The sequence below is a fragment of the Polaribacter irgensii 23-P genome, assembly GCF_000153225.1.
In the GTDB taxonomy this organism is placed as follows: domain Bacteria; phylum Bacteroidota; class Bacteroidia; order Flavobacteriales; family Flavobacteriaceae; genus Polaribacter; species Polaribacter irgensii.
This window is the reverse complement of the sequence record NZ_CH724148.1, coordinates 509,002-533,039: the sequence shown is the minus strand read 5'-3', so window position 1 is coordinate 533,039 and position 24,038 is coordinate 509,002. Positions and strand designations below refer to the sequence as shown.

27 protein-coding genes, 1 tRNA gene and 1 pseudogene are annotated in these 24,038 nt (G+C 34.8%); 10 read left to right on the top strand and 19 right to left on the bottom strand.

The genetic code is table 11. The features are described 5' to 3' along the window. The 5 genes from PI23P_RS02385 (at position 1) to nqrF (ending at position 4,763) form a co-directional block, all read left to right on the top strand. Entirely contained in the window at positions 1-1,263 is a 1,263-nt protein-coding gene (locus PI23P_RS02385; protein ID WP_004569122.1) for an NADH:ubiquinone reductase (Na(+)-transporting) subunit B, read from the top strand. A gap of 2 nt (positions 1,264-1,265) precedes the next feature. Beyond that, complete coding sequence (locus PI23P_RS02380; RefSeq protein WP_004569121.1) at positions 1,266-2,012, top strand: Na(+)-translocating NADH-quinone reductase subunit C; 747 nt, start codon at positions 1,266-1,268, stop codon at positions 2,010-2,012. Positions 2,013-2,015: 3 nt separating this feature from the next. Further along, complete coding sequence (locus tag PI23P_RS02375; RefSeq protein WP_004569120.1) at positions 2,016-2,663, top strand: NADH:ubiquinone reductase (Na(+)-transporting) subunit D; 648 nt, start codon at positions 2,016-2,018, stop codon at positions 2,661-2,663. Between the two features lie 65 nt (positions 2,664-2,728). Then, on the top strand, positions 2,729-3,451 hold the full coding sequence (gene nqrE, locus PI23P_RS02370; protein ID WP_026288463.1) for an NADH:ubiquinone reductase (Na(+)-transporting) subunit E: 723 nt from the start codon (positions 2,729-2,731) through the stop codon (positions 3,449-3,451). A gap of 1 nt (position 3,452) precedes the next feature. Continuing rightward, positions 3,453-4,763: an NADH:ubiquinone reductase (Na(+)-transporting) subunit F gene (nqrF, locus tag PI23P_RS02365; protein ID WP_004569118.1), complete on the top strand. Its 1,311-nt coding sequence runs from the start codon at positions 3,453-3,455 to the stop codon at positions 4,761-4,763. A 100-nt stretch (positions 4,764-4,863) separates the two neighbouring features. Here the strand turns inward: nqrF and PI23P_RS02360 are convergent, their stop codons facing one another. Further along, positions 4,864-5,325, bottom strand: coding sequence for a hypothetical protein (locus tag PI23P_RS02360; RefSeq protein WP_004569117.1), 462 nt, complete (start codon positions 5,323-5,325; stop codon positions 4,864-4,866). Positions 5,326-5,520: 195 nt separating this feature from the next. Here PI23P_RS02360 and PI23P_RS02355 point away from each other — a divergent pair, with 195 nt between their 5' ends. The 5 genes and pseudogenes from PI23P_RS02355 to PI23P_RS12740 form a co-directional block, all read left to right on the top strand. Continuing rightward, positions 5,521-6,228 carry an alpha/beta hydrolase gene (locus tag PI23P_RS02355; RefSeq protein WP_238299965.1) on the top strand — a complete coding sequence of 236 codons (708 nt, stop codon included), beginning with the start codon at positions 5,521-5,523 and terminating at the stop codon, positions 6,226-6,228. Between the two features lie 48 nt (positions 6,229-6,276). Further along, positions 6,277-6,726 (top strand): retropepsin-like aspartic protease, encoded by a 450-nt coding sequence (locus PI23P_RS02350; protein ID WP_004569115.1) that lies wholly within the window; start codon positions 6,277-6,279, stop codon positions 6,724-6,726. A gap of 92 nt (positions 6,727-6,818) precedes the next feature. Continuing rightward, positions 6,819-7,271, top strand: a complete 453-nt coding sequence (locus tag PI23P_RS02345) for a GatB/YqeY domain-containing protein (protein ID WP_004569114.1) — start codon at positions 6,819-6,821, stop codon at positions 7,269-7,271. Between the two features lie 15 nt (positions 7,272-7,286). After that, positions 7,287-7,360, top strand: a tRNA-Arg gene (locus PI23P_RS02340). A 1,564-nt stretch (positions 7,361-8,924) separates the two neighbouring features. Continuing rightward, positions 8,925-9,713 (top strand): annotated as a pseudogene (locus PI23P_RS12740) (transposase family protein); the annotation flags it as partial. 194 nt (positions 9,714-9,907) lie between these two features. Here the strand turns inward: PI23P_RS12740 and PI23P_RS02320 are convergent. The 18 genes from PI23P_RS02320 to PI23P_RS12645 all read right to left on the bottom strand — a co-directional run bounded on the left by PI23P_RS02320 (position 9,908) and on the right by PI23P_RS12645 (position 24,036). Continuing rightward, on the bottom strand, positions 9,908-10,603 hold the full coding sequence (locus PI23P_RS02320; protein ID WP_026288464.1) for a hypothetical protein: 696 nt from the start codon (positions 10,601-10,603) through the stop codon (positions 9,908-9,910). A gap of 24 nt (positions 10,604-10,627) precedes the next feature. Then, positions 10,628-11,032 carry a gas vesicle protein K gene (locus tag PI23P_RS02315; protein WP_238299964.1) on the bottom strand — a complete coding sequence of 135 codons (405 nt, stop codon included), beginning with the start codon at positions 11,030-11,032 and terminating at the stop codon, positions 10,628-10,630. Positions 11,033-11,218: 186 nt separating this feature from the next. After that, a complete protein-coding gene (dnaK, locus tag PI23P_RS02310) occupies positions 11,219-13,021 on the bottom strand; it encodes a molecular chaperone DnaK (RefSeq protein WP_040857309.1) in 1,803 nt (600 codons plus the stop codon). A gap of 258 nt (positions 13,022-13,279) precedes the next feature. Beyond that, complete coding sequence (locus PI23P_RS02305) at positions 13,280-14,029, bottom strand: GvpL/GvpF family gas vesicle protein (protein WP_004569108.1); 750 nt, start codon at positions 14,027-14,029, stop codon at positions 13,280-13,282. A 7-nt stretch (positions 14,030-14,036) separates the two neighbouring features. Beyond that, positions 14,037-14,252, bottom strand: coding sequence for a gas vesicle protein (locus PI23P_RS02300; RefSeq protein WP_004569107.1), 216 nt, complete (start codon positions 14,250-14,252; stop codon positions 14,037-14,039). Next, positions 14,252-15,043 (bottom strand): GvpL/GvpF family gas vesicle protein, encoded by a 792-nt coding sequence (locus tag PI23P_RS02295; RefSeq protein ID WP_004569106.1) that lies wholly within the window; start codon positions 15,041-15,043, stop codon positions 14,252-14,254. The genes PI23P_RS02300 and PI23P_RS02295 overlap by 1 nt, the downstream gene beginning before the upstream one ends. A 23-nt stretch (positions 15,044-15,066) precedes the next feature. Continuing rightward, a complete protein-coding gene (locus tag PI23P_RS02290; RefSeq protein WP_026288465.1) occupies positions 15,067-15,321 on the bottom strand; it encodes a gas vesicle protein GvpO in 255 nt (84 codons plus the stop codon). Between the two features lie 233 nt (positions 15,322-15,554). After that, the gene (locus PI23P_RS02285; protein ID WP_004569104.1) at positions 15,555-15,767 is read right to left on the bottom strand and encodes a gas vesicle protein GvpG; all 213 of its coding nucleotides are present in this window, start codon (positions 15,765-15,767) and stop codon (positions 15,555-15,557) included. Positions 15,768-15,774: 7 nt separating this feature from the next. Then, positions 15,775-16,545 carry a GvpL/GvpF family gas vesicle protein gene (locus PI23P_RS02280; RefSeq protein WP_004569103.1) on the bottom strand — a complete coding sequence of 257 codons (771 nt, stop codon included), beginning with the start codon at positions 16,543-16,545 and terminating at the stop codon, positions 15,775-15,777. Between the two features lie 40 nt (positions 16,546-16,585). After that, a complete protein-coding gene (locus tag PI23P_RS02275; RefSeq protein ID WP_004569102.1) occupies positions 16,586-17,365 on the bottom strand; it encodes a GvpL/GvpF family gas vesicle protein in 780 nt (259 codons plus the stop codon). A gap of 1 nt (position 17,366) precedes the next feature. Beyond that, positions 17,367-18,419: a GvpL/GvpF family gas vesicle protein gene (locus tag PI23P_RS02270; protein WP_004569101.1), complete on the bottom strand. Its 1,053-nt coding sequence runs from the start codon at positions 18,417-18,419 to the stop codon at positions 17,367-17,369. A 30-nt stretch (positions 18,420-18,449) separates the two neighbouring features. Continuing rightward, on the bottom strand, positions 18,450-20,603 hold the full coding sequence (locus PI23P_RS02265) for a CDC48 family AAA ATPase (protein WP_004569100.1): 2,154 nt from the start codon (positions 20,601-20,603) through the stop codon (positions 18,450-18,452). A 28-nt stretch (positions 20,604-20,631) separates the two neighbouring features. Continuing rightward, positions 20,632-21,567, bottom strand: coding sequence for an ArsA family ATPase (locus PI23P_RS02260; protein WP_004569099.1), 936 nt, complete (start codon positions 21,565-21,567; stop codon positions 20,632-20,634). A gap of 4 nt (positions 21,568-21,571) precedes the next feature. Next, positions 21,572-22,084: an Hsp20/alpha crystallin family protein gene (locus tag PI23P_RS02255; protein WP_004569098.1), complete on the bottom strand. Its 513-nt coding sequence runs from the start codon at positions 22,082-22,084 to the stop codon at positions 21,572-21,574. Between the two features lie 45 nt (positions 22,085-22,129). Next, on the bottom strand, positions 22,130-22,429 hold the full coding sequence (locus PI23P_RS02250; protein ID WP_004569097.1) for a gas vesicle protein: 300 nt from the start codon (positions 22,427-22,429) through the stop codon (positions 22,130-22,132). Positions 22,430-22,444: 15 nt separating this feature from the next. Then, on the bottom strand, positions 22,445-22,759 hold the full coding sequence (locus tag PI23P_RS02245) for a hypothetical protein (RefSeq protein ID WP_004569096.1): 315 nt from the start codon (positions 22,757-22,759) through the stop codon (positions 22,445-22,447). A 38-nt stretch (positions 22,760-22,797) separates the two neighbouring features. Then, complete coding sequence (gvpN, locus tag PI23P_RS02240; protein WP_004569095.1) at positions 22,798-23,709, bottom strand: gas vesicle protein GvpN; 912 nt, start codon at positions 23,707-23,709, stop codon at positions 22,798-22,800. A 15-nt stretch (positions 23,710-23,724) separates the two neighbouring features. After that, entirely contained in the window at positions 23,725-24,036 is a 312-nt protein-coding gene (locus PI23P_RS12645; protein WP_202899940.1) for a hypothetical protein, read from the bottom strand. Between the last annotated feature and the right edge of the window lie 2 nt (positions 24,037-24,038).

Genomic DNA, 24,038 nt, shown 5'->3' with positions numbered 1-24,038 from the left:
ATGAGCGTAAAAGATAATTTACACAATTTAAAAGAGAAATATAAAGGAACTAAGATGGCACCTGCGTTCAACGCAATCCATACGTTTTTATATTTACCAAATGAAGTGACTCATGGAGGAACTCATATTAAAGCAGCAGATGATTTAAAACGGACCATGAATATTGTAATCGTGGCTTTAATACCCTGCTTAATTTTTGGAATGTTCAATGCCGGATATCAGCATTATGCAGCGATAGATGGTTCCCTTCGAACAGATGTACTCGCAAACTTTTTTACGTTTGACAATCTTTGGATTGGAATCATAAAAGTATTGCCTTTGGTGATTGTTTCTTATGGAGTGGGACTTTTAGTTGAATTTATTTTCGCAGTGATAAAAGGACACGAAGTAGAAGAGGGGTATTTAGTTACTGGTATGTTGGTTCCTTTAATTGTTCCTGTAGATACGCCACTATGGATGTTGTCTGTAGCAGTAGTTTTTGGAGTGATCATTGGTAAAGAAGTATTTGGAGGAACCGGAATGAATATTTTAAATCCCGCTTTAACGATTAGAGCATTTTTGTTTTTTGCATATCCAACTTGGATGTCTGGAGACAAAGTATGGGTTTATGATGCTGTTAACATGTCAGAAGCAGATGCTATTTCTGGAGAAACCATGTTGGGCTATTACGCAAAAGCCAGTCAAGATTTGACAATTAAAGGTACAAATGGAGCTGCAGATCTTGTAACTACTTACGGAGATAGAGCAAACGAACTGTATTCTACCTTCGACAAGTTTATGGGATTTATACCAGGTTCTGTGGGTGAAACTTCGACGTTCTTAATTTTAATAGGAGCTGCAATTTTAATTTTTACGAAGATTGCAAGTTGGAGAATTATTCTTTCAGCATTCGTTGGAGCTGCAGTAATGGGATTGATTTTCAATCAAGTAGTGGCTGCAGATATTATTACAGAATCGAGTAAGTTTTATGGCTTAATGAGCACTGTTTGGTGGGAACACTTAACGATTGGTGGTTTGGCATTTGGTGCTGTTTTTATGGCAACAGATCCAGTAACAGGGTCACAAACAAATAAAGGAAAATGGATTTATGGTTTCTTAATTGGTTTCATATCTATTATGATTCGAGTATTTAATCCGGCATATCCAGAAGGCGTATTTCTAGCAATTTTGTTAATGAATGTATTTGCGCCAACAATAGACCATTATGTAGTGCAAGGGAACATAAAGAAAAGATTAAATCGTACTAAAGTTAAAACTGCCTAATTATGAGTAAGAGAACAGATAGTAATAGTTATACAATAATTTTTGCCGTTGCAATGGTATTCATTGTAGGGTCTTTGTTAGCCTTTTTAGCATCGTCTTTAAAGCCGAATATCAAAGAAAATGAGCGGATAGAAAAGCAACAAAATATTTTGTATGCGATGGGTATCAATGAAAACGATGCTTCAAGTGCAAATTTTGTGTCTACAGAAATTGCCGGTGGAGAGTTCAAAAAATACATCAAAAAACAATTGATTTTAGAGGATGGTAAGGTTACCGAAAATTCGGATGCGTATCTCATCGATGTTAAGAAAGAGCAGACAAAAGCGAAAGATGGCAAAGCAAGAAGGTTGCCTTTATTCGTAGGTGAGAAAGATGGGGAAACATTTTATGTAGCTCCCATTCGAGGAAAAGGACTTTGGGATGCAATTTGGGGCTATATTTCTATGGATGAAAACATGGTGGTGCAAGGGGCATATTTTGATCATAAAGGAGAGACACCTGGTTTAGGAGCCAACATAAAGCAACGCTATTTTATGGATGATTTCATCGGTGAGCATTTAATGTCTGAGGCAGGAGTTTTTAAAGGAATTACTGTAAAGAAGGGAAACAATGATGCGGTAAACGAAGACAAAACGGATTACCAAGTAGATGCAATTGCAGGTGCAACGATTACCGGCGATGGCGTTTCTGCCATGATTAAAAAAGATTTAGCATTGTATGTGCCTTACTTTAAAAATTTAAAAAAATAAATTATGGGACTCTTATCTAAAAAAGACGCAGTATTACTTACAGACCCATTAGCAGATAACAATCCAATTACCATTCAGGTGTTGGGTATTTGTTCAGCGCTTGCAATTACAGCAGAGTTAAAAGCTTCCATTGTAATGGCTGTTTCGGTTCTGTTTGTATTGGGTTTAGGAAATGTAGTGATCTCTTTAATGAGAAACATTATACCTTCAAAAATTAGAATCATTGTGCAGCTAATTGTAGTTGCAACACTTGTAATTATTGTGGATTTGGTCCTGAAAGCGTTCGCCTATGAGCTGAGTAAAACACTTTCAGTATTTGTTGGTTTGATAATTACAAATTGTATTATAATGGGACGTTTTGAAGCGTTTGCGCTGGCAAATGGTCCTTGGAGGTCTTTTTTAGATGGTATTGGAAACGCAGTTGGGTACGGTGTTATTTTAATCGCAGTTGGTTTCTTTAGAGAATTGCTAGGTTCTGGTACTTTATTAGGATTTGCAGTTTTAGGAGACCCGATAGAAAAGACAGGTTTGTATGCGATAGGGTATGAGAACAACGGTTTTATGTTGTTGTCACCTATGGCGTTGATCGTGGTGGGAATTCTTATTTGGATTCAGCGTAGTAGAAATACAGCATTAATTGAAGAAAACTAAAATAGTAACTGGTAGCAAGCTTTTAGTAATCACTACTAACTACAAATTACCAAAAACGCAATAAGATGGAACATATAGAATTACTTTTTAAATCGATATTTATTGACAACATGGTGTTTGCAACATTTTTAGGAATGTGCTCGTACCTTGCAGTATCTAAAAAGGTTGCTACAGCCGTTGGTTTAGGAGCAGCTGTTATTTTTGTATTAGCAGTAACAGTGCCTTTAAACTGGTTGTTAGATCAGTACTTATTGCAACCAGGAGCTTTGAGATGGTTGGGAGAAGAGTACAGAGAATTTGATTTGAGTTTCTTGTCTTTTATCATGTTTATTGCAACGATTGCTACGATGGTGCAGTTGGTAGAAATAATTGTTGAAAAATTTTCACCTTCGTTGTATAACTCACTGGGGATTTTCTTACCTTTAATAGCGGTAAACTGTGCTATATTAGGAGGGAGTTTGTTCATGCAATCTCGTGAAATTCCTTCTTTAGGTTTGGCATTAACGTACGGTGTTGGTTCAGGTATTGGGTGGTTTTTAGCAATTTTAGCGATTGCCGCCATTCGTGAAAAAATTAGATATTCAAGTGTTCCGCCAGCATTAAGGGGATTGGGAATAACATTTATAATTACAGGTTTAATGGCCATTGGCTTTATGAGTTTTGGTGGCATGTTAACTGGAGGAGATGAGGAAGCAGCTCCAACAAAAAAAATTGAAGCCACTACGAAAGCGGTTCAAAAGAAAGAAGAAAAAAAGGAATTAGCAAAAAACACTAAAACAATATATTAATATGATTTTAGCAGCAGGAACGTCAGGAACGATTATGGCAACAGTCGGAGCCTTTTTATTAATAACATTGTTATTGGTAAGTCTTTTATTGTTTGTCAAACAAAAGTTATCACCGTCTGGTCCAGTAACAATCATGATCAACGGGGAAAGAGAAATACAAGTAGCCTCTGGAGATTCATTACTGACAACTTTAGGAAGCAATAAAATTTTCTTGCCTTCTGCCTGCGGTGGAGGTGGAACTTGTATTCAATGTGAGTGTCATGTAAACGAAGGAGGTGGCGCAGCATTGCCAACAGAGATTCCGCACTTTTCTAGGAAAGAGTTGAAGAGTGGAGCGCGTTTGGCTTGTCAAGTAAAGGTGAAACAAAACATGAACATTTCGATTCCTGAGGAAGTTTTTGGGATTAAGAAATGGGATGCAGTTGTTGTAAGAAATTACAATGTGGCTTCTTTTATTAAGGAGTTTGTTGTAGAAATTCCAGCAGATATGGGATACAAAGCAGGAGGATACATTCAGATTGAAATTCCCCCCTGTGAAGTAAAGTTTGCAGATATGGATATTACGGCACACCCTGAAGAGCATGAAACGCCAGATAAGTTTAAAGCTGAATGGGATAAGTTCAAACTGAGACCTTTGGTAATGAAAAATAAAGAAACCATAGAAAGAGCATATTCTATGGCTTCGTATCCAGCTGAAGGCAGAGAGATTATGTTGAATGTACGAATTGCTACACCTCCTTTTGACAGAGCAAAAGGTGGATGGATGGATGTAAATCCAGGAGTGGCTTCGTCTTATATCTTTGGTTTAAAGCAAGGTGATAAATGTGTAATTTCTGGACCTTATGGAGAGTTTTTTATCAATGAATCAGAAGCAGAAATGCTATATGTTGGTGGAGGAGCAGGAATGGCGCCAATGCGATCTCATTTGTATCACTTATTCAGAACTTTAAAAACTGGTAGAAAAGTGAGTTATTGGTATGGGGGACGTTCTAAAGCAGAGCTGTTTTACTTGGACCACTTTAGATCTTTAGAAAAGGATTTTCCAAACTTTAAATTTTACATTGCATTGTCCGACCCTTTAGAGGTAGACAACTGGACTGTGAAGAAAGATATCAATGATGAAACTGGTGATGGTTTTGTTGGTTTTATTCACAATTCAGTAATTGAAAATTACTTAGATCACCATGAGTCACCAGAAGATATTGAATTGTATTTTTGTGGACCACCATTAATGAACAATGCGGTTCAAAAAATGGGTGAAGATTTTGGTTTAGCAGATGAAAATATTCGTTTTGATGATTTTGGAGGATAATCCTTTTATAAATTCAAATTGAAGTTACAAAAAAACCGATTCAGAAATGAATCGGTTTTTTTATGTTGACACATACTTTCTTTAGTTCAATTGGTAATGATTAACGGAGTATGGTCGCTAGTTGATATTTTGCACGGTGCTCTTCATATTCAAATAATTTTGAATAGTCCATTACATTGGGTACGTTATCTAATTTACAAAGTAGTGCCACTACGGCACACAGACCGCTAAATAAGAGCTCTTTGTCCCTTGGATTTTTGGGCTTTTCGTTGTAGTGACAAAGCGGAGTTTTAAAGCCGCAGGCTTCTAAGAAAATCTTTTCTACTTCCAGTATCTCTAGCGGGGAGTAGCCGTTAAAACGCCTGCCTAAGCGTTGGTGCACTGTTCCCACATAACTTAACTGCATGGAGCCGTGTGCATCAGACAGATGTTTCCAACTGTCGTAATTATCTAACATATTGCCTACGGCACAAGCGGTGCAATCTTCAGGGTTTAAGGTATCGTCGTGGAAAGCATGGTATAATTTTATAAGCGCAGCTTCCAATCTTTTGGGCGTATTCATAGATTCATAGATTTATATTAAATTTAATGGAAATTAAGACCATATTCAAATTTAGTCTTGTTAAAATTACTATTTAGAATTGTTAAAAATGAGTAATTTTGCATTATAATTGTAACCATGCTATTTATTCTTTTTTTTAGTCCACCCTTTCTTTTTTTAGGAATTCTTTATTTCTTTCAAGAAAAATTTATTTTTTTGAAAGGCGAAGGGATCGCGAAAGACTATTCGTATCAGTTTTCTGACCCCTTTGAGGAAGTTTTTATAAATACTGCCAGTACTAATGTGATAAATGCATTGCATTTTAAACGACCTGCACCGAACGGAGTTATTTTGTTTTGTCACGGAAATAAGGGGAATTTAATGAAATGGGGCAGTCGAATTTCTTATTTGCTGAGGTATAATTACGAGGTGTTGGTTTTTGATTATTGCAAGTATGGAAAAAGCACTGGTAAGTTAAATGAAGCGCAATTGTATTGTGATGCATTGGCTGTTTACGGACATTTAAAAAAGCAGTTCAAGGAAGAACAAATTGTGGTATATGGATTTTCTTTAGGGTGCACTTTTGCCACAAGAATTGCCGCTATTCACAGTCCAAAAGAGTTAGTTTTAGAAGCTCCATTTTTTAATTTTCAAAAGGCAGTGCAATATGTCGCAAAATATGTCCCTACCTTTTTATTAAAGTATGCTTTTCGTACAGACCAGGACATTACTAAAGTAGGTGCTCCCATAACTATTTTTCATGGAACAAAGGATCAAACTACGTCTTGTAGACAGTCCAAACGGCTAATAGCAAAAAGTGCACTGTTTACAAATCAGCACATAGCAATTGAAGGAGCAACGCACCACAATGTGAGAGCGTTTGCGGAGTATAAAGAGAAACTCAAAGAAATCTTAGAGCGTTAGTGTCGCTTGCGTGTTATAAATTGTATTTTTGATTTCTGATTGAAGAATATGAAACGGTTAAAAAATATTTTAAAAAAAAAAAGATACATTAGCATTCCTTTAAAAAAAATAGCAACGAACCATTTAGAACTCAAAGCAAAAATTAATGGAATAAAGGGTCGGTTTATAGTAGATACTGGTGCTTCTAATTCTTGTGTGGGTATCGATAGCATTGCTACTTTTAACTTGATTGCCGAAGAAAGTGAAACAAAGGCAGCTGGTGCTGGAGCTGTGGGTATGGAAACCCAGCTCTCTAAAAACAACCATTTAAAAATTGGAGCTTGGGAAACACATGCATTGCATTTGGTGCTTTTCGATTTGTCTCATGTCAATACTGCTTTAACACAGCACGAAGCAAAAGAAGTTGCAGGTATTATTGGAGCGGATATTTTGCAAAAAGGGAAAGCGATAATAGACTATAATAAAAATGTATTGTATTTAAAAAAAGTAAAAAATTAAAAGAGGTATTCGTATCTTTGAATTTTTAAGATCAGTTTTTTATTTTTAATGAAAACAAACAGGCAGGAACAAAATAGTATCAAAGGAAAAATATGAGTTTGCAGACACAAGTAATGGATAAAATGAAGGAAGCGATGAAGGCCAAAGATACAGTTGCTTTACAAGCGCTGCGGGCAGTAAAATCTGCTTTTTTAATTGCAAAAACTGCAACTGGTGTTCAAGCTGAAATTACAGCAGATCAGGAGCTCAAGATTATTCAGAAACAAGTAAAACAAAGAAAAGACAGTGCTGCTATTTTTATAAAACAAAATAGACAAGACTTAGCAGATCCAGAATTGGCAGAAATTGCCGTTTTAGAGCAATTCTTACCAGCAGCTTTATCTGAAGAAGAAATAGAGAAGGTAGTACTTGAAACCATCGCAAAACTTGGTGCTTCAGGAATGAAGGATATGGGGAAGGTTATGGGCATTGTTTCTAGTAAATTGTTAGGAAAGGCAGACGGACAACTAATTTCTATGCTCGTGAAAAAGCAATTAATGAATTAAATTTTTAAGAGTAATGGCCCAGTAGTTCAACTGGATAGAATATCAGATTTCGGCTCTGACGGTTGGGGGTTCGAATCCCTTCTGGGTCACAAAAAGCTTCACAGAGATGTGAGGCTTTTTTTGTTTTTACTTGATCTCGCTATGGTTATTACTTGGATCTAATGATTTTAAAGTCAGTTGAAAACAGCATAAAATTATTGATAATGTCGTTTTTATAGCAGCTCTGTTGATTTTATAGTGAGATTTGTGTTTAATGAATCTATTTTAAAAAAAGCTGTATTCATAAATAATATAAATTTCAGTATGAAAAAAAATAACGAGTAAAAAGAGTACATTTTCGCAGTAGCAGCAATATTTCTTGCCGTTCTATTTTTAGTCATATTATTTTATGTCAAATATTCGAATGCAAACATTACTTTAGATTCACAACAAAATGAACAAGAAACGCTTAGTCCTTTTGTTCTTAAACATTAGTTAAACGGATTTATTATGAAAGGTGTTATAGAGAAAGCAAGACCCATACTGTAACATTTAGGCATGAAAAAGCATCAGTTTCAAAAAGTTGTATCTACTTTTTGTAAATTCAGGTAAACTACTTATAGACAGTTTATTAGTAAGGTTTTAGTTCACAAAACTATTACAAAAGCGTTACAGAAATGACAAGCTTTTTTGTTGTTCTTTACTTTTTAAGATATACAATGCTTTGCAGCATCTTCAAAATCAATTTATTAATCAAATTAGACCTTTTTAGCTTCACAATTGGATACACCCTTTTTACTTCAGGTATACCAAAAAAAAACAATATAAAATCATGAATAATTATAAGCTATCAATTTTGTTCTTATCACAGAAGGTAAGAACTAACAAATAATGGAAGGGCCCTATTAGGTGCCAACTCACATATCTTGAGACAAGGAAAATATTCTCTAAAGAATTATTTATCAATTCAGATTACTGGGACAATGGCCTACAAAAAGATTCTCCGCTAAGTACTGAAAACACCCTTTTAAACAATAAACTAAGCCCTATAGATCTATTAGTTAAGTATCGCTTTTTTTATGCTCCAAAGCATACCTAATGACTTCGATGTAGATGATATCTGTCGGGAGAATAAAGGAGAAGATTTTAAAGAAGAAACGAGCATTTTGGGCGGGTAGGATTTACATAATGATAAGACTAGAAAGCTAATAGAAATTGACTTTAATGAAATGTCTTCGAGCAGGTGTATGGAGAGCAGGAGCAAAGTGGCTTTATTTATTATTAAGTCCTACAAATGAAAAGATGTGACCTTGAAAGATTTGGATTTATAATTCATCAGAGACTTAGAGTACTCTTTTAAAACGGAGCTAAAGTTAAACAAGCAAGAATGTATAGAAGTATCCAAAGAATAAAGCAGAGCATTCAGTTTGCTATTGCGGAGAACTATCTAAAGAAAGAGCTCTTTCATTTATATAAGAATAAGAAGTACAAAACTGTAATTGTTTATTTAACGTATGAAGAATTGAAGAGGTGGAAAAAGCATACTTTCAGTCAAATTAGGTTACAGAAAGTAAAGGATCTCTTTATCTTTTATTGTTATCGGGGTTTGGTATATTGGAGTGTCTACCTTTGACGTGACAGTTTTTATGAGCTTATAAATTTTATATTTGACTTATGGTAAAAAAGTATGACAATGAATTTAAAGATATAATTGTAGAACTATTAAATTCAAGTATTAAGACAAAACAAGTTAGGGATGATTATGGCTTAAGCCATAGTATGATTAGACGTTGAAAATGTGAATACAAGTTAAAATCTGTGGACTTTTCAAAAAAGAAGGAAATATCTCTAGAAGTTCATGAGCTTAAAGTATTACAGAACGTACCAGTGGAACGTGACAGCTTAAAAAAGGCGGTGAGCATCTTCTCCAAGTGCGACCTATAGGGTATCAATTCACTTTTGTAAACATGGATATATCCAGCTGAGAAGATGTTTAAATCTACGAAGTTTAGCAAAATTTTTATTATTGGTTTAAGAGTAAGGATGTTATATTTTTAAAAACACCTAAAATATATTTAAAAAAAAGTATTAAAATTATTTTTAAAGAAAGTAAAGAAATATATGTTAGTTGTAAGATTCAAAAAAAGCTTGAACGAGAAGGTCTGATTTACTTCCGCTCTTACATCGGATCACTGACGAAAGAAATGGGATTAAGAAGTATTCTAAAAAGAAATTTTGTGGTGACAACAAACGCTAATCATTAATATTTAATTGTTAAAAATGAATTTAATAGAGATTTTTATAGTCTAAAATTAGGAGAAAAATGGTTGTTTGACACCACTGATATTTGGGTACATGACGATTGGAATTATTTAACAACCATCATAGATCTTGTAGATAAAAAGGTTGCTGGATGGTTTTTAAATTGAAGATATGACGACTCAAAAAGCCGTGAAGAAAGCTTAGATGGATGCTCGTAAAATAGTCTAAATTTAGAGGTTCCCGTGTTCCTGAAAAGATATTGTCTTAAGGTTTCTTTTTACAATAATATTTAAAACACAAGTGTGTTTATGTTTAATTCTATTCCTACCTTTTTTACAGATTAAAAGTAAGTTTTCATGCGAGCTCTTTTAATTAATTAATTTAGTTTTCTATAACTATCGCTCGTCAACTACTTGTTTTTTAAGGTATAGAGTTAGTTCTTTAAAACGTTCTTTTTTCTTTGCATGAAAGGGTAAGAGTTTTTGGTACTCTCTTATTTTATTAACTTCCTTCATTTCTTTCACTGCTATATCTTTGGGTAGTTTATCTAATACACGGTGATAGGCACCAATAAAAATGATACCTATTTCATTTTTTTTTAGTGTTTTATTTATACTTTCTGCTATAAATTTATCCCTTTGAACTAATAGTTTATGGCGGCTAATTTTAAACTTAATAATTTTAATTATTTTCCTAATTAAGGATCCTGAAGAAGGAATTGATTTTAGCATATCCAACTCTTTTTTAACCAACTCAAGGTCTTCTGTTTTTTGAATAATGGCGCCGCGATTGACTAGTTTAGAAATAACTTCATAATTCTTACTTCCTGCTTGGACACTATCTTCCATTATTTTAAGTGCAATAGCTCCATCTGCCACCATTCCATCCTGGTATATTTTTACAATTTTATTTCCAAAATCTATTGTATTGCAGTATGTACTGATTACTTCCCAGTATAGATTAACGGTGGCTACGTGTGTTTTCCAAAATTCTTCACCAAACTCATCAATACTCTTTCGGGTTAGTTCTGACGCCATAGACCCCATATCAGCGCTCGAATGGATAATTGGTATGTAAATTAAATTTTTCATTTTAATGTTCCAGAGTTTAAATTGCTACATCAAGTTTCCTAGCGGACCAAGATTAATGTTCAAATCCTCATCCGTCAAATTAAAAATTTCTTTTAATTCTTCCATCTTCATTTCTAATTTCATCAGCGTTTCTCCCAAGCGTTCAATTTCTTCTTCGGTCAATGATCCCGCCTCGACCCTTCGAATTGCTTGTTTTTCAATCAGTTTACGCAGCAGTTCTATTATAGTCATTACCAGCTGCGTAAGGCCTTCGTGGGCATTATCAGGAGTGGCGTTGATTCGAGAGCTTTCTGTCCTTTTAATATTTTCAATCGCATTTTCGATTTCATCCATCGGAACTGAATTCAAAAGTATCTTATCTTCGTTCATATCTAAAAAAATTATTATTCTATTAATATGTCGATAAAGGTATAAAGAGGGAGTACTCATGTATTTAGCATTTTTGAAAATATATTTTGCTCTAAAAACACGACAATTTTTATAGAATTATCTTTTTTAATAAAAAAAAGTCATTTGTGATTCTATGACTATTTACCCTCTTTTTGAGTTTATAAATAGGGTTTATTTATGTTAAAATCTTACCACTATCTTTAATTGATTGTACTCTGTTTCCCTTTAATCAACTTTATCTGGTTGTACCTCTTCGGCTCTGCATGCTGTATCTAAAAGATGCATAACTTCATCAACCTTGTTAAAATTTTCTTCTAAATCTAGTGATTTTAGTTCATAAAGGGCTTCTTCCATTGCCTTTTTTTTCTCAATAGGGATGGTATGTCCAAATTCCTTTAATTGTTTTTCAGTCTGAAAAATTTGTAGGTCAACTTTATTACTCTGCTCTGCCATCTCTTTCATTTCCTGATCTTCAAGTGCATACTGTTTCGCTTTCTGCTTCACTCTTTGAATTTCATCCTTTGAGAGACCAGAAGAAGCTTCGAGTCTTATTTGTTGCGATTTTTCTGTCAGTTGATCCACCGCAGTTACTAGTAAAATTCCATTGGCATCGATGTCAAAGGTTACCTCGATCTTTGGAATCCCTCGAGATAAACGTGGAATCTCATCAAAATGAAACCTACCAATAGTTTTATTGTGCTCAGCCATCGGTCTTTCACCTTGTAAAACATGAATTTCAACTGAAGATTGCTTGTCTTCCGCTGTCGAAAAAATTTCAGATTGACGGGTTGGAATCGTAGTGTTTGCTTCAATAAGCCTAGTCATCATTCCACCACGAGTTTCGATACCCATCGAAAGTGGTGTTACATCGAGTAATAATGCATCTTTTACCTCTCCAGAAAGAACGCCACCCAAAATGGCGGCACCAATAGCTACAACTTCATCTGGGTTTACGCCTTTCGAAGGTTCTTTTCCAAAAAAGGTACGCACTATTTTTTGCACAGCTGGAATTCGGGTTGAACCACCAACCAATATAATTTCATCCAAATCAGAAGCTTTCATTCGAGCATTCTTAAGTGCCAATCGACAAGGCTCAATAGTTGATTGCATTAAGCTATCTATAAGTGCTTCAAATTTTTCACGTGTAAGTTTTCTTGTTAAGTGTTTAGAAATGCCATTTACGGTCATAATATACGGAAGACTGATATCTGTTTCAAGCGAGCTTGATAGCTCAATCTTTGCTTTTTCAGCTGCTTCTTTCAGTCTCTGAAGCGTTATTGGATCTCTAAAAAGAGTAACGTCTTGTTCTTTTCTAAATTCATCCCCCAGCCAATCAATTATAACCTGATCAAAATCGTCACCACCAAGATGCGTGTTTCCACTGGTAGATTTCACCTCAAAAACGCCGCTTCCTAGACTAAGTATAGAAATGTCAAAAGTTCCTCCACCCAAATCAAAGACGGCCACCTTCATATTTGAATGCCTCTTATCAAGCCCGTAAGCCAATGCAGCAGCTGTGGGTTCATTAACAATACGTCTCACTGTCAACCCTGCAATTTCGCCAGCATCTTTTGTGGCTTTGCGTTGCGAATCATTGAAATATGCCGGAACCGTAATTATAGCCTCTTTAATTTCATCTCCAACGTAATCTTCAGCCGTTTTTTTCATTTGTTGAAGAATCATAGCTGAAATTTCTTGCGGTGAATACAGCTCTCCAGAAATAGATATGCGCGGAGTATTATTTTCTCCTTTTAAAACCTGATACGGAATCCGGTTAATTTCCTGCTCAACAATGTCATATGATTCTCCCATGAAACGTTTAATAGAAGAAATTGTGTTTTCTGGGTTGGCTATCGCTTGTCGTCTCGCCGATGCTCCAACTTTACGCTCACCAGCCCCAGTGAAAGATACAACTGAAGGTGTTGTTTTGTGTCCTTCACTATTCAGGATAACAATCGTTTCGTTCCCTTCCATAATGGCCATACAAGAATTTGTGGTTCCTAAATCTATCCCTAAAATTTTACTCATTTTTATATTTTCTTTATATGCTGTTGATACATTATTATTATTTTTATCAAGCCTTCCAACGACACGAAGTCCATATTTAAATTTCCCCCCTGAGGTTAAAAATTTCTTTATCGAATCATTGCTGCCTGAATCAGACGGTAGTAGTTGTTGTAAAAAATCTAGTTGGTTTGATAGCACTACCCTTTTTTAATTACTTTATTAATTTTATTTATAAAACTAAGCTCAAAAACATCTTATTTTCGTTTCTATTAAAAATAATTATTCTATTACGATGTCAACAAAACTATAAGGAGGCCAAGAGCCAGTGAGTAAAAATTGTAAATCGTCATGTTGCTGCTTAAACGACGAGATCGCCTGAATAAATTCATCTTTTTTATTTTCTTTAACCAAAAAAACGGCATCCAAAAGAATGCTATTCGTCACCATTTTCTTGTATTTAGATTCAGGATTTATTTGCGTTAAGTGTTGGCTAATATCCTCGATTAATTGTTCAACATATTTAAACAAACTATCTTCTAATTTATTTATTTTTATTTTTTCAAGTAAATAATTAGTGTGAATCGTATTTGCAGAAAAGTATGCAAGAGGTTGCACTTCTACTGCTGCTGCTTGTGCGCTTATTTTCTTGCTAAATGTATCATAATCGCACAATATTTTCAAACCAAATTCACATTTATTTTCTACTTTTTGAAGATTTCTAAAAAAAGAATCATAGTGATTGACTAATAACTGATGTACAATTTCGTCTGTCTTAATGAAGGTACCAAATCGGACAGGAAGTAGCGTTATCTGTTGCGATAAAACTTCAATAACGCCTGCGAAATCGATTGCTAGTTCTCTATTTGTTGTATCCTTTGAAGAAGTAAAGTCACTTACAGCTATAGAAACATCTTTAAAAGAGAGCGCATATATTTCTGCACCCATTATGCCCTTCATTCCTTTCACTAAGTCGCGCATCTTTCTATGCCTTTGATTTGTTAATAGTATGGCATAAATAACTTTTTTCATTGCATCGCTATTTTTTGTCCTGATCTGGTTTTACAATGGTCAAGCGCTTTTCCTGCATGGTCTCTACAGAGGTCACTAGTAACTTTAATCCTACATAAACAAGATCAATTTCAGCAACCGAGATGACAATATCACCCGTAATAACGACGCCTTTGTTTAAGACCCGATCTAATATTTCTACAATCGTGATGTCTTTCGACTGATTAATTACATTTTCTTCCATTACTTTTCTTTAATTGAAGTGAAACTAAAAGGAGGCCATGGTCCTGCAGTGGAAATATCAAACCCTATTTTTTTGTATTTTTTTTGTAATTCTCCAATAGCGTCAATAAATTCAGTTACACTAACTTGGTTTACAAAACAAGAAATATTTAAAATCATGCTATCTTTTCGGTCCGAATGCTCTGCTGATAACAAACTATTTACCTGCGTTAATTCGCTGAATCTCTTTACTTCTTCATAGCATATCTGTCCAGAAAGTTGAACTACTTTTGCAACCTCTTTTTCGATCAATTCTACTTTTTTCCGTTTCAAAAGAAAAGACTTGCCAGGCTTACTTTTTGATATTTCCTGTTCTAAATTGCGTACATCTTCACTCAGTTCCATAATTTCTTCATTTAACACCGTGTAGTTGCAATAAATTTTAACAGACCACTCCTCTTTTCCTTTTATATTTTTAAGGTTTTCATTTAGCGAACTAGTATATTTCTGAATAAAGTTTCCCAGACTTTCTTCCGAATTGAAGACGGTGCCAAATTTGAAAGGAATTACGATACTGCTTTTCATTATTTCCCCAATTATACGAATATGATTTCGGGCATGTCTTTCAATCCAAGGTAAATTATTAAAATTTTTGTTTAAATTTTCCTCTGAAAACTCATCGGGAGAAACCTTTTTTACATATCCGTAAAAGGTACCAAACTTGAGACACTCTAGATCTTTTTGATCCGAAATAGAATGCACTGGAAGTGGACTATCTGAAATACAATACACATATGTTAACTCATTTACCATTTTGCAACAATTTTGAATGCTTACTAATGAAAATACTCTGTTAATCGCTCAAAAGAAATTACTTCCTTTTCTTGGTCCATTTTAACGGCATAATATAACCTTGTATTTTTTGGTGGTAAATTCATTGATTTTAAAAAGGAATCATCCTCATATACTTCGGCCACTGCTTCCCAATTATCCTCCACTTTATCTAACTTAATAATCGTCATTTCATGGCAGCGAACATTACTTTTCAAAAACTTGACAACAGCAGTTTTAATTTCTATTATTTTACTCATTTTTTTTTAATTATGTGAATACATTAGCTACTATTTCTTTATTTTTCCAATTTCCGAATCTTAGATACAATTTGTTTTTGAAGGCATTTAGGCAGAATTCGCTTTAATCTGGGCACATTATTTATAATGGGTTATTTTAGTACCACCAAAAAAAATCTAACACTGGGAATTATTTTATATTTTTTGCATTCTAACACGATACTCTATCTATCCTTCTTAAAAAAGATTTTAAATTATTGATCGTTTTCCTTATTAAGTCTTATATTTTCAATTAAGTCGAGTAGTTCATCTTCTTGCGAGTCGTATTCCTCTACCGTAATTTCATCCATCTCAAATTTTAATTGCAATGCCATAAGACGTTCTTTAATAAGACCCTCGTCAGATATTTCCCTTTGTATTAATTCATCTATTTTTTTCGCAATGAAGACAATTCCTTTAATTATCATAATAATTTTATGTGTTGATAACTAACGTTACAAAATTATAAGGTGGCAAGGTACCTACATATTTAAAAGACAAAAGATCTCCGTATTGTTCATCCAAAGCATTGATAGCCTTATCAAATTGACCCTCATTTTCATTTTTTATTAGAAACGCTGCATTTAAGAGCATCCGTTCACCATAATTGTCATTAATCTTCACTTCATCCGACAACGGTGTTAACACCTCTACAATATCATCACTAAAATTAGAATTTTCTTTCGCAAGTGCCTTTTCAACCATCTCTCCAATTTTTACCAACTGATAATGCGCCTTTTCAGGATCCAATTTAGCCAGCTTTTCTTTCAATGCACGAATATCTTGATACTTCTCTAAAATATATTTATAAATAGGCTTTTCGAGCGCCAATACTTTTAATCCCAGCTCTTTTACATCTTTCATTTCTTCAAGTAAATTAGAAAATTTATCGTAGTCTTTCTCAAGAATTTCTAAAACTTTTGATTCATCACAAGAGTCAGTTATTGTTGAAAACCTTACTGGGAGAACAGAAAATTCTTTCATTACCTCTTCTAAAACCAGTGTATGCCCTGTTAAGTTAATCCGTCTCGCCTCATATCTCATCGTCGCCGATTGACTAACAACCATGCTTATATCTTTGTAGCTGATTGTATACACTCTATCTTTACGAGCGCCAATACCGATTGGTCCAAATTCGATTACTGTATCGGTATGCCTAATAATGCAATACAAATAGATACCTTTTCTTTCTTTATCTCTATCCACTATATTTTCAGTTTTATATTAATTATTTGACATTCATAACTTATCCTAAGGTTTCCCACTTTTCTGGAAATATCCTTAAGTCAATAAAATTAAAAATTGGCATAGGACCAGTATAGCTGAAATCGATACGATCTTTATATTCTTCACCAATATCTGTCATAATATTATCAATCTCTTTTTCTCTACCACTGTTTACCAAAAAAGCAGTGTTAAAGAACGTAGCATCATTGGTTATTTTGTTGGTTCTATAGTCAATAGTAGCCCTTTTAAAAGCATTCATCACAGATTTTGCCTCTTTTTCATTTTTTTTATGAAGCTCTATTTGAACCATTTTACCAGCTTCAGCTCTTTTTTTATTTTTCTTACTTACGTCGGGCTCTTTTTTAAGATCCTCTTTTATTTTTTTGAAAGCTACATTCTCTTGTTCGATTTCTTTAAAGATTAAATCTATATTATTCCAAGTACATTTAACATTTATTTCTACCATATTTTCAAAGGTGCGCAGCAGTTCCATAAACTCACGATACCTTCCGCTAAGTAGATTTCGTATTTCATCAGGTGTTGCTGCAATATTACCAAACCTTAAGGGTAGTATGCTATTAAATTCTTTCATTACCTCTTCTATTACCTTCTGATGCGAGAGGATGTTTTTAGGATTCACCTCAATATCGTTGATAGAATGGTCACTTACCACCATACACAATCCGTCATAACCTATCGTAGTTACTAAATCACCACGATCTCCAATCCCAATGGGTCCAAAATTAGTGTCGTAATCTGAGGCAATGATGCAATAAATATATTTACCGTCTCTTTCCATATTATTCCTTTATTTTTAAAAATAATGCATTTTTGATTACTACATCTCTCTGCAACGAAAATGGTTCCTCTTTTGATGCTGGTTTTAGGACATCTGCAAAGTCTTGTAGGGTTTTGTGTGCTTTTTTAATCTGATTAAAGACTATGGTAGCGTCTTCTCCTGTATTCGCATCTGGATGTAATAGCTTTGCTTTATCGAGGTACGCTTGTTGCATGCTATTTTCGGAAGTAAAATCGTCCAATCCTAGTTCTTTTTTAGCGGATTCTATTTTCTCAATAGACAGCCTTGTCAATTCCATGGTATAAAAACTGTAACACGGAAGCGGTCCTACGAATTTAAAATTAAGTTTCCCATTTAAACTTTCATCCAATACATCTAAAGCTTTTTCAAATAAACCCAACTTACTTCGGTGTATCAAGAAAGCAGTATTTGAAACCATCTGATCATCCATCAACTCATGTTGCTTTGTGCTTTCATAAAGGGCACTAAAAGTTTCCGTAATCTTTGTTGCATATCCAGATTGTAACCCGTCAAGCATAGTTTTAACAAGATAACCAAGGTTTAACTGATCGGCCTGTGTAATTCCATTTTCATTGTTAAGGCTTTTTTCTTTCATTTCCACAATTTCAGGATTTACTGCAATTTCAGACATAATTTGACTAAAATTAGCCCAAGTTGAAATAACTTCAATTTCAACAAGATTATGCACTTTTTCAGTAGTCTCCCTAATCAAATCGTACTCTTTTTCAAGGATCCCGATTAATTCTAAACTATCATGGCAGAAGGTACCCAAACGCATCGGGATGATTGAATTAAATCTTATATTCATGAGCCTTTCTATGGTGTTCTGATGATGAATCATCAACTTAGCTAGTGTTTCCGTGTTTAGTTCGCTAATAGTTACCATCTCTTTTTGGGATACAATTGCTGATATCTTTTGAAACGAGATGGTAGTTACACCAATATTTTCTAATTGTTTTAATTGTTCATCATCATAATCATTTGGAACAAATCCATAAATATATAAGCTTTTATCAATAATACCTTTTTCCATTTTTTATCTTTAATTTTCTTTTCTTTTATTTTATTTTATTTTATTTTGTGTTTTGACAAGTTGGACCGCTTCTTCAAAGTGTTCTTTTTTAATAACAATGTTTACATTTGGATCTGCTTCCAAACCTTCAGAGATGTCAATTATTTCACGTATCGCTGTCACAGACGCCTTTCTGCAAATAAATTCAATATCCGCACCTACCATACCCTCTGTTTCTTTCGCTAATTTTTTTAAATTTATATTTTTTTGTAGCTGTTTATTTCGGGTATGGATTTTAAATATATTTTCTCGGGTTTTTTCATCTGGAGCTGGTACTTCAAAGAGTAAATCAAACCTGCCGCTTCTTAATAGCGCTGGGTCAATCAAGTCTATGCGGTTAGTGGCTGCTAATACAACGACTCCTTTAAGATCCTCAATTCCATCCATTTCAGTTAGAAATTGACTGATTACCCTATCGGTAACGTTGGCACCTGAACTTTCGCTATTTCGACGAGGTACAAGGCTATCTATCTCATCAAGAAAAAGAATGGTAGGTGCAGCCTGTTTGGCCTTTTTAAATAATTCCCTGACTCCTTTTTCTGATTCTCCAATATACTTACTCATAATTTGGGGACCTTTAACAGAAATAAAATTAACCCCACTCTCACTGGCTACAGCCTTTGCCAGATACGTTTTCCCAGTACCAGGTGGGCCATATAAGATAATTCCCTTAGGAGGGTTTGTGTCTGCCTTGCGAAATAACTCAGCATATTTTAATGGCCATTCTATGGCCTCCTTTAGCGCTTCTTTAATCTCGTTAAGTCCTCCAACATCATCCCATTTAACATCAGGTACTTCCACAAACACTTCACGTATAGCAGAGGGCTCTACCTCTTTCATGGCGTCATAAAAATTGTCCATGGAAACTTCAAGTTTCATTAATAATTCGTAGGGAATTTCTGCTAATTCATAGTCAATATTCGGTAAAATTTTCCGGAGCGTTGTCATTGCAGCTTCACGTGCTAAAGCTTCAAGATCAGCACCTACAAAACCGTGTGTTATTTCGGCTAATTTTTCAAGACTTACATCTATTGCTAACGGCATTCCACGGGTATGAATTTCAAGAATCTCAAGCCGTCCTTTTTTATCAGGAATTGAAACAGAAAGTTCCCTATCAAACCGACCAGGACGGCGCAATGCCGGATCAATTGTATTGGGAATATTCGTTGCCCCAATTACAATTACTTTTCCACGCGACTCCAATCCATCCATCAAAGACAAAAGCTGTGCTACAACGCGTTTTTCAACTTGTTTTTCCCCTCCCAAATCTTCTCTTTTGGGAGCAATAGCGTCAATTTCATCAATAAAAATGATAGCAGGTGCATGCGCTTGGGCATCCGCAAAAACTTTACGCAAACGTTCTTCACTTTCACCATAAAATTTACCCATGATCTCTGGACCGGAAATATGTAAGAAATAGGCATCTGTTTCGCTAGCCACTGCCCTTACAATTAAGGTTTTTCCGGTTCCTGGAGGTCCATAAAGGAAAACACCTTTGGGAGGATCAATACCCAATCGTTCAAAAACCTCCGGGTATTTTAGCGGAAGTTCAATCATTTCTCTGATGCGTTGTACTTGATTTCCAAGGCCGCCAATATCTTCATAAGATACTTTAGATGATTTATTTTTGCCTTGTTTTGGTAAGTTCAAATCTACTTTGGTATTGGGGTTGATCACCACAATACCTGAAGGTGTTGTATCCACTACAATATAATCGATTGATCGAGACCCAAATAGATTAGCCCTTATTTTGTCACCTTTTGATATTGGTAAGCCATCGATAAGTGAACCGATATATTTGGCGTCATTACTCTTTTGCGAACCGCTACCAGTGTCAGGTTGGAGCCTTATTTTTACAGCTGTTTTGTAGATCGTTTTCTCAATACTTATTTTCTCATCAATGCCTGCTTGGGTGTTTTCTCTCGTAATACCATCGATTTGAAGAATTTTTTTTCCTCTTTCCTCTGGATAGCAAGGCATTACCTTTGCCGGAGTTGTACGCTTACCTTTAATAATAATAATATCTCCCGGCTCAAAGCTATTGGCTTTCATATCTTTAGGGTCCATTCTTGCGATGGCTCTACCAACATCTTTTACAAGTGCCTCCTTAACCTTAAGAATAAATGTATTTTGAGAAGATTTCATAATAATTGAGATTACATATTTATTTTTTCTACTTAAAGAGCAACTTTCTCATTTGATTCAATTTTTCGAAACCTTTAATTTCACTAGCAAATAGCGGCATGATGACCCTGTTTAGTTTCGGATAGGTTTCACTAATCTGCAAGAGGTATTTTTGCTGCTCTTTTTGCCGTTCCCTACAAAAACTACAACCTTCAGATTGCAATACATTGTTCACAATCATTTGCCGAACCGATAGATTAGAGCTATCAAGACTCGCAATTAAACGGTTGGTTTCCAAAACTGCCATCGATTCAGGAATACACACGGGAATGAATTCGCATTGACTAACATCACGAAACAAGCGCTCAATTTTTTTCACGGTCTTTTTAAGGTTAAGAAGCAATGCATCTGTTTTGTCTTCTGTGTAAGTACCTGAAAAACTGGTTACCATATAGCGGTATTTCCACCTCATTCTTGCTGCTACCTTAATCCATTCATCTAATACTTTTGGAGAAGAAATCATGCGCAATGCGTGCCCAGTTGGCGCTGTATCTACGACATATTTGTCAAATTCACCTTTTTCAATAATATCAATAATAGTCATTAAACTCATTACTTCATCAATTCCAGGAATAGATAATTTTAGTAAATCATCTATATCTTCAGAATCAAGCTTGGTTGAAGTTTCGAAAAGACCTCTTAATTCCTCTTCGTGTTTATCTTTAAAGTCGGCATACACCTGTTCTGCAAATATTTCGGTTACTGCAAGGTTTTCATCACCATCAATAAAATGAATTCCATTTCTTGTTTTTTGCCCCAGACAGTCCGAAATGGAGTGCGCTGGGTCTGTAGAAATGATCAGAGTTTTATGAGTTTTTGATAACTCAAGGCCGATTGAGGTTGCGCAGCTGGTTTTACCTACTCCACCTTTTCCTCCAACAAGGATTAGTTTAAGATTAGTATTATCTAAACCTGAGAGTGCCATCTTTCTATTTTTTTATTCTAATTTCAAGTATGCCATTATTGTATTTAACTTTCATTTTTTCCTGAGCTACTTTTAAGGGAAGTAATAGCTCTTTGCGATATTTTCGAGTATTTCTTTCTGCTGAGATGTCAAGCATGTCTCCCTTTAAATCAATCATCACATCACTTTCCTCTATACCAGGCATTTCAGCAATGATAACGATTTCATCTTTTTCATCAAACAGGTCTGTCATTGGCTCACGTTCCGCTTCCACTTTCGGACCTTCAGGTGTTTTTTTTATATTCCCAAAGGTTTCAACACTTGGTTTTCCTCCTGCGGCTGCAGATTTGATGGTGAAGCCGTAAACGCCTTTCATACCTTTTTTAAGCTGATCAAGGTTAATCTCTCCTTCTTTGTTTATTTCATTTTGATCCTGAAGTTTCCCAGCAAGATCCACTAATTTTTCAAACCCTTTAAATATGCCTCCTAATCCCAGCATATCAAAACTCGAATCATTCTCGTTTTTTTTATCCTCCATAATTTCTTATTTTAAATTTAATTGAATGCTTTCATTAGGAAGTTTTTAACTTTTGTTAGCTGCTTCCAGTTTCTCTATTCGTTCCAGTAGCTCTTTATTTTGCAATTTTAATTCACTTTCATGAGCTGTAGAAGACAAAAAAGTGTCCTCTTGCCACCAATTAATTCCAATCTCTTTTGCTTTATCTACTGACGCCACTAAGAGACGAATTTTTATTGTAAGTAAGTCAATATCAGCAATTTGTATTTTGATGTCCCCAGCGATTACAATTCCTTTATCTAGGACCCTTTCGAGAATATCTGCTAGGTTGGTGGAATTAACGGAATGGGAAATATTTTCTGGCATAAATAATGCTTATTTTTAATAATTAATTCTAACAGTTTCCCATTGAGGTTTCTGCTCTTCTTGAGCTGTATCTAAATTTTTATCTGAGCCCTTATTTATTTGACTCCCGAGAGAAGCTGCATAATATTTTGATATTTCTTTTAACCTTGCATTTATGGGCTCCATTTTTGATAGAATGCGTTTCTTCTCTTTTTGCAGTCGCATACGTTCCATTTCAAGTAAATAAAGCTTTAAAAAATCGGGACTATCTCCAGTATCCTCAGCATCTTTTTTAATACTTTGCATCGATTTAATACTGCGGATACCTTTTAATGAAGTTGAACCTTTCATAATGTATGGTTTTTTTTTAAATTATTAGCAATTCAATATTAATAATATTGTTCGATTAGATCTTTTACAATGACTCTTACTCTGTCTTGATTCGTTTTGGAACCGATACGACTGGTTTCTGAAGACAGAATATCCTGGCAAATTGTTGAAAACAACTCTTTACTTTCACTAGGTGTTGTTTCTAGCGTGGCCATTGTTTTTGCAATCATAATGGAACCCCTTATAGTTGGATCAAATTCGGTTTTTCCAGATTCTCGCAATCCTCTCACGATTTTTACGATTTTTTCAGAGTCTTCCTGAAAAAGCTGTGATTTTGCCATAACAATTTGTAATTCTGTTTCATAATCGAAATGATCTATGTCTATGGTTACCATTCTGTCACGAAGTGCATCCTGTGTTCTGTTAACACCAGCATATTCCTCAGGATTTGAAGTAAAAATTGCACAAAAATCGGGATGTGCTTTGATATACGTTTCTCCACCCTTCGAGGACTGTGTGGTCATCATACGTTCCTGTAAAATAGGTAACAATATATTATTGGCTTCCGGGCGTGATCGTGTGAATTCGTCGTAAACTAGAGTAAAGCCATTTTGAACAGCTAAAGTAAGTCGATTACTTTGCCATTGTTTAGAATAATCTTCCTCATACTTATGCACGGTGTGTATAAAACGATCATCTACTTTTTTAATCTTATATCCACTTTCGGCACCTACAAGGTCCGAAGTTTTAAATTCTGCATCCCCGTGTATCATTACAACAGGTCTTCCAAGCTTACTTGCTAGATGCAAGGCAATTGTTGTCTTCCCTGTTCCCGAAGGCCCTCTTAAATGTACTGGAAACCCTGCTTTGATATACGTTTGTGCTCGGTTTGTAATGTCGGCAATATATGGAGTCTCAACAAAATCAACTTGTGGTTCTGGTGCTAATACTGCGTTACTTTCTTTACTCATGTTTTACGTCTTTTATTATTTATATGCTATTCCCTTACAACTTGTACAAGGAAGTCCATCGACTGCCCTACCAGTTCCAATACATTTTGCACAAACTACTTCACTAGTAATTGAATTATTCCCTTTTCCCTTACAAACGATGCAAGGAACTCTAGCTCCTAAAGGATTCTTACCTGTACCCGCACAAAAAACACAGGGCCTAAAAGGTGCATTTATTTCCACCACTGCCAATCCGCTGCAGACTTGGCACTTCGAGATATCTGAAAGCAATTGAAAAGGGTCTTTTCCTTGTCCACTGCAATAAGTACATTCTATTTTTGTGCTCATTT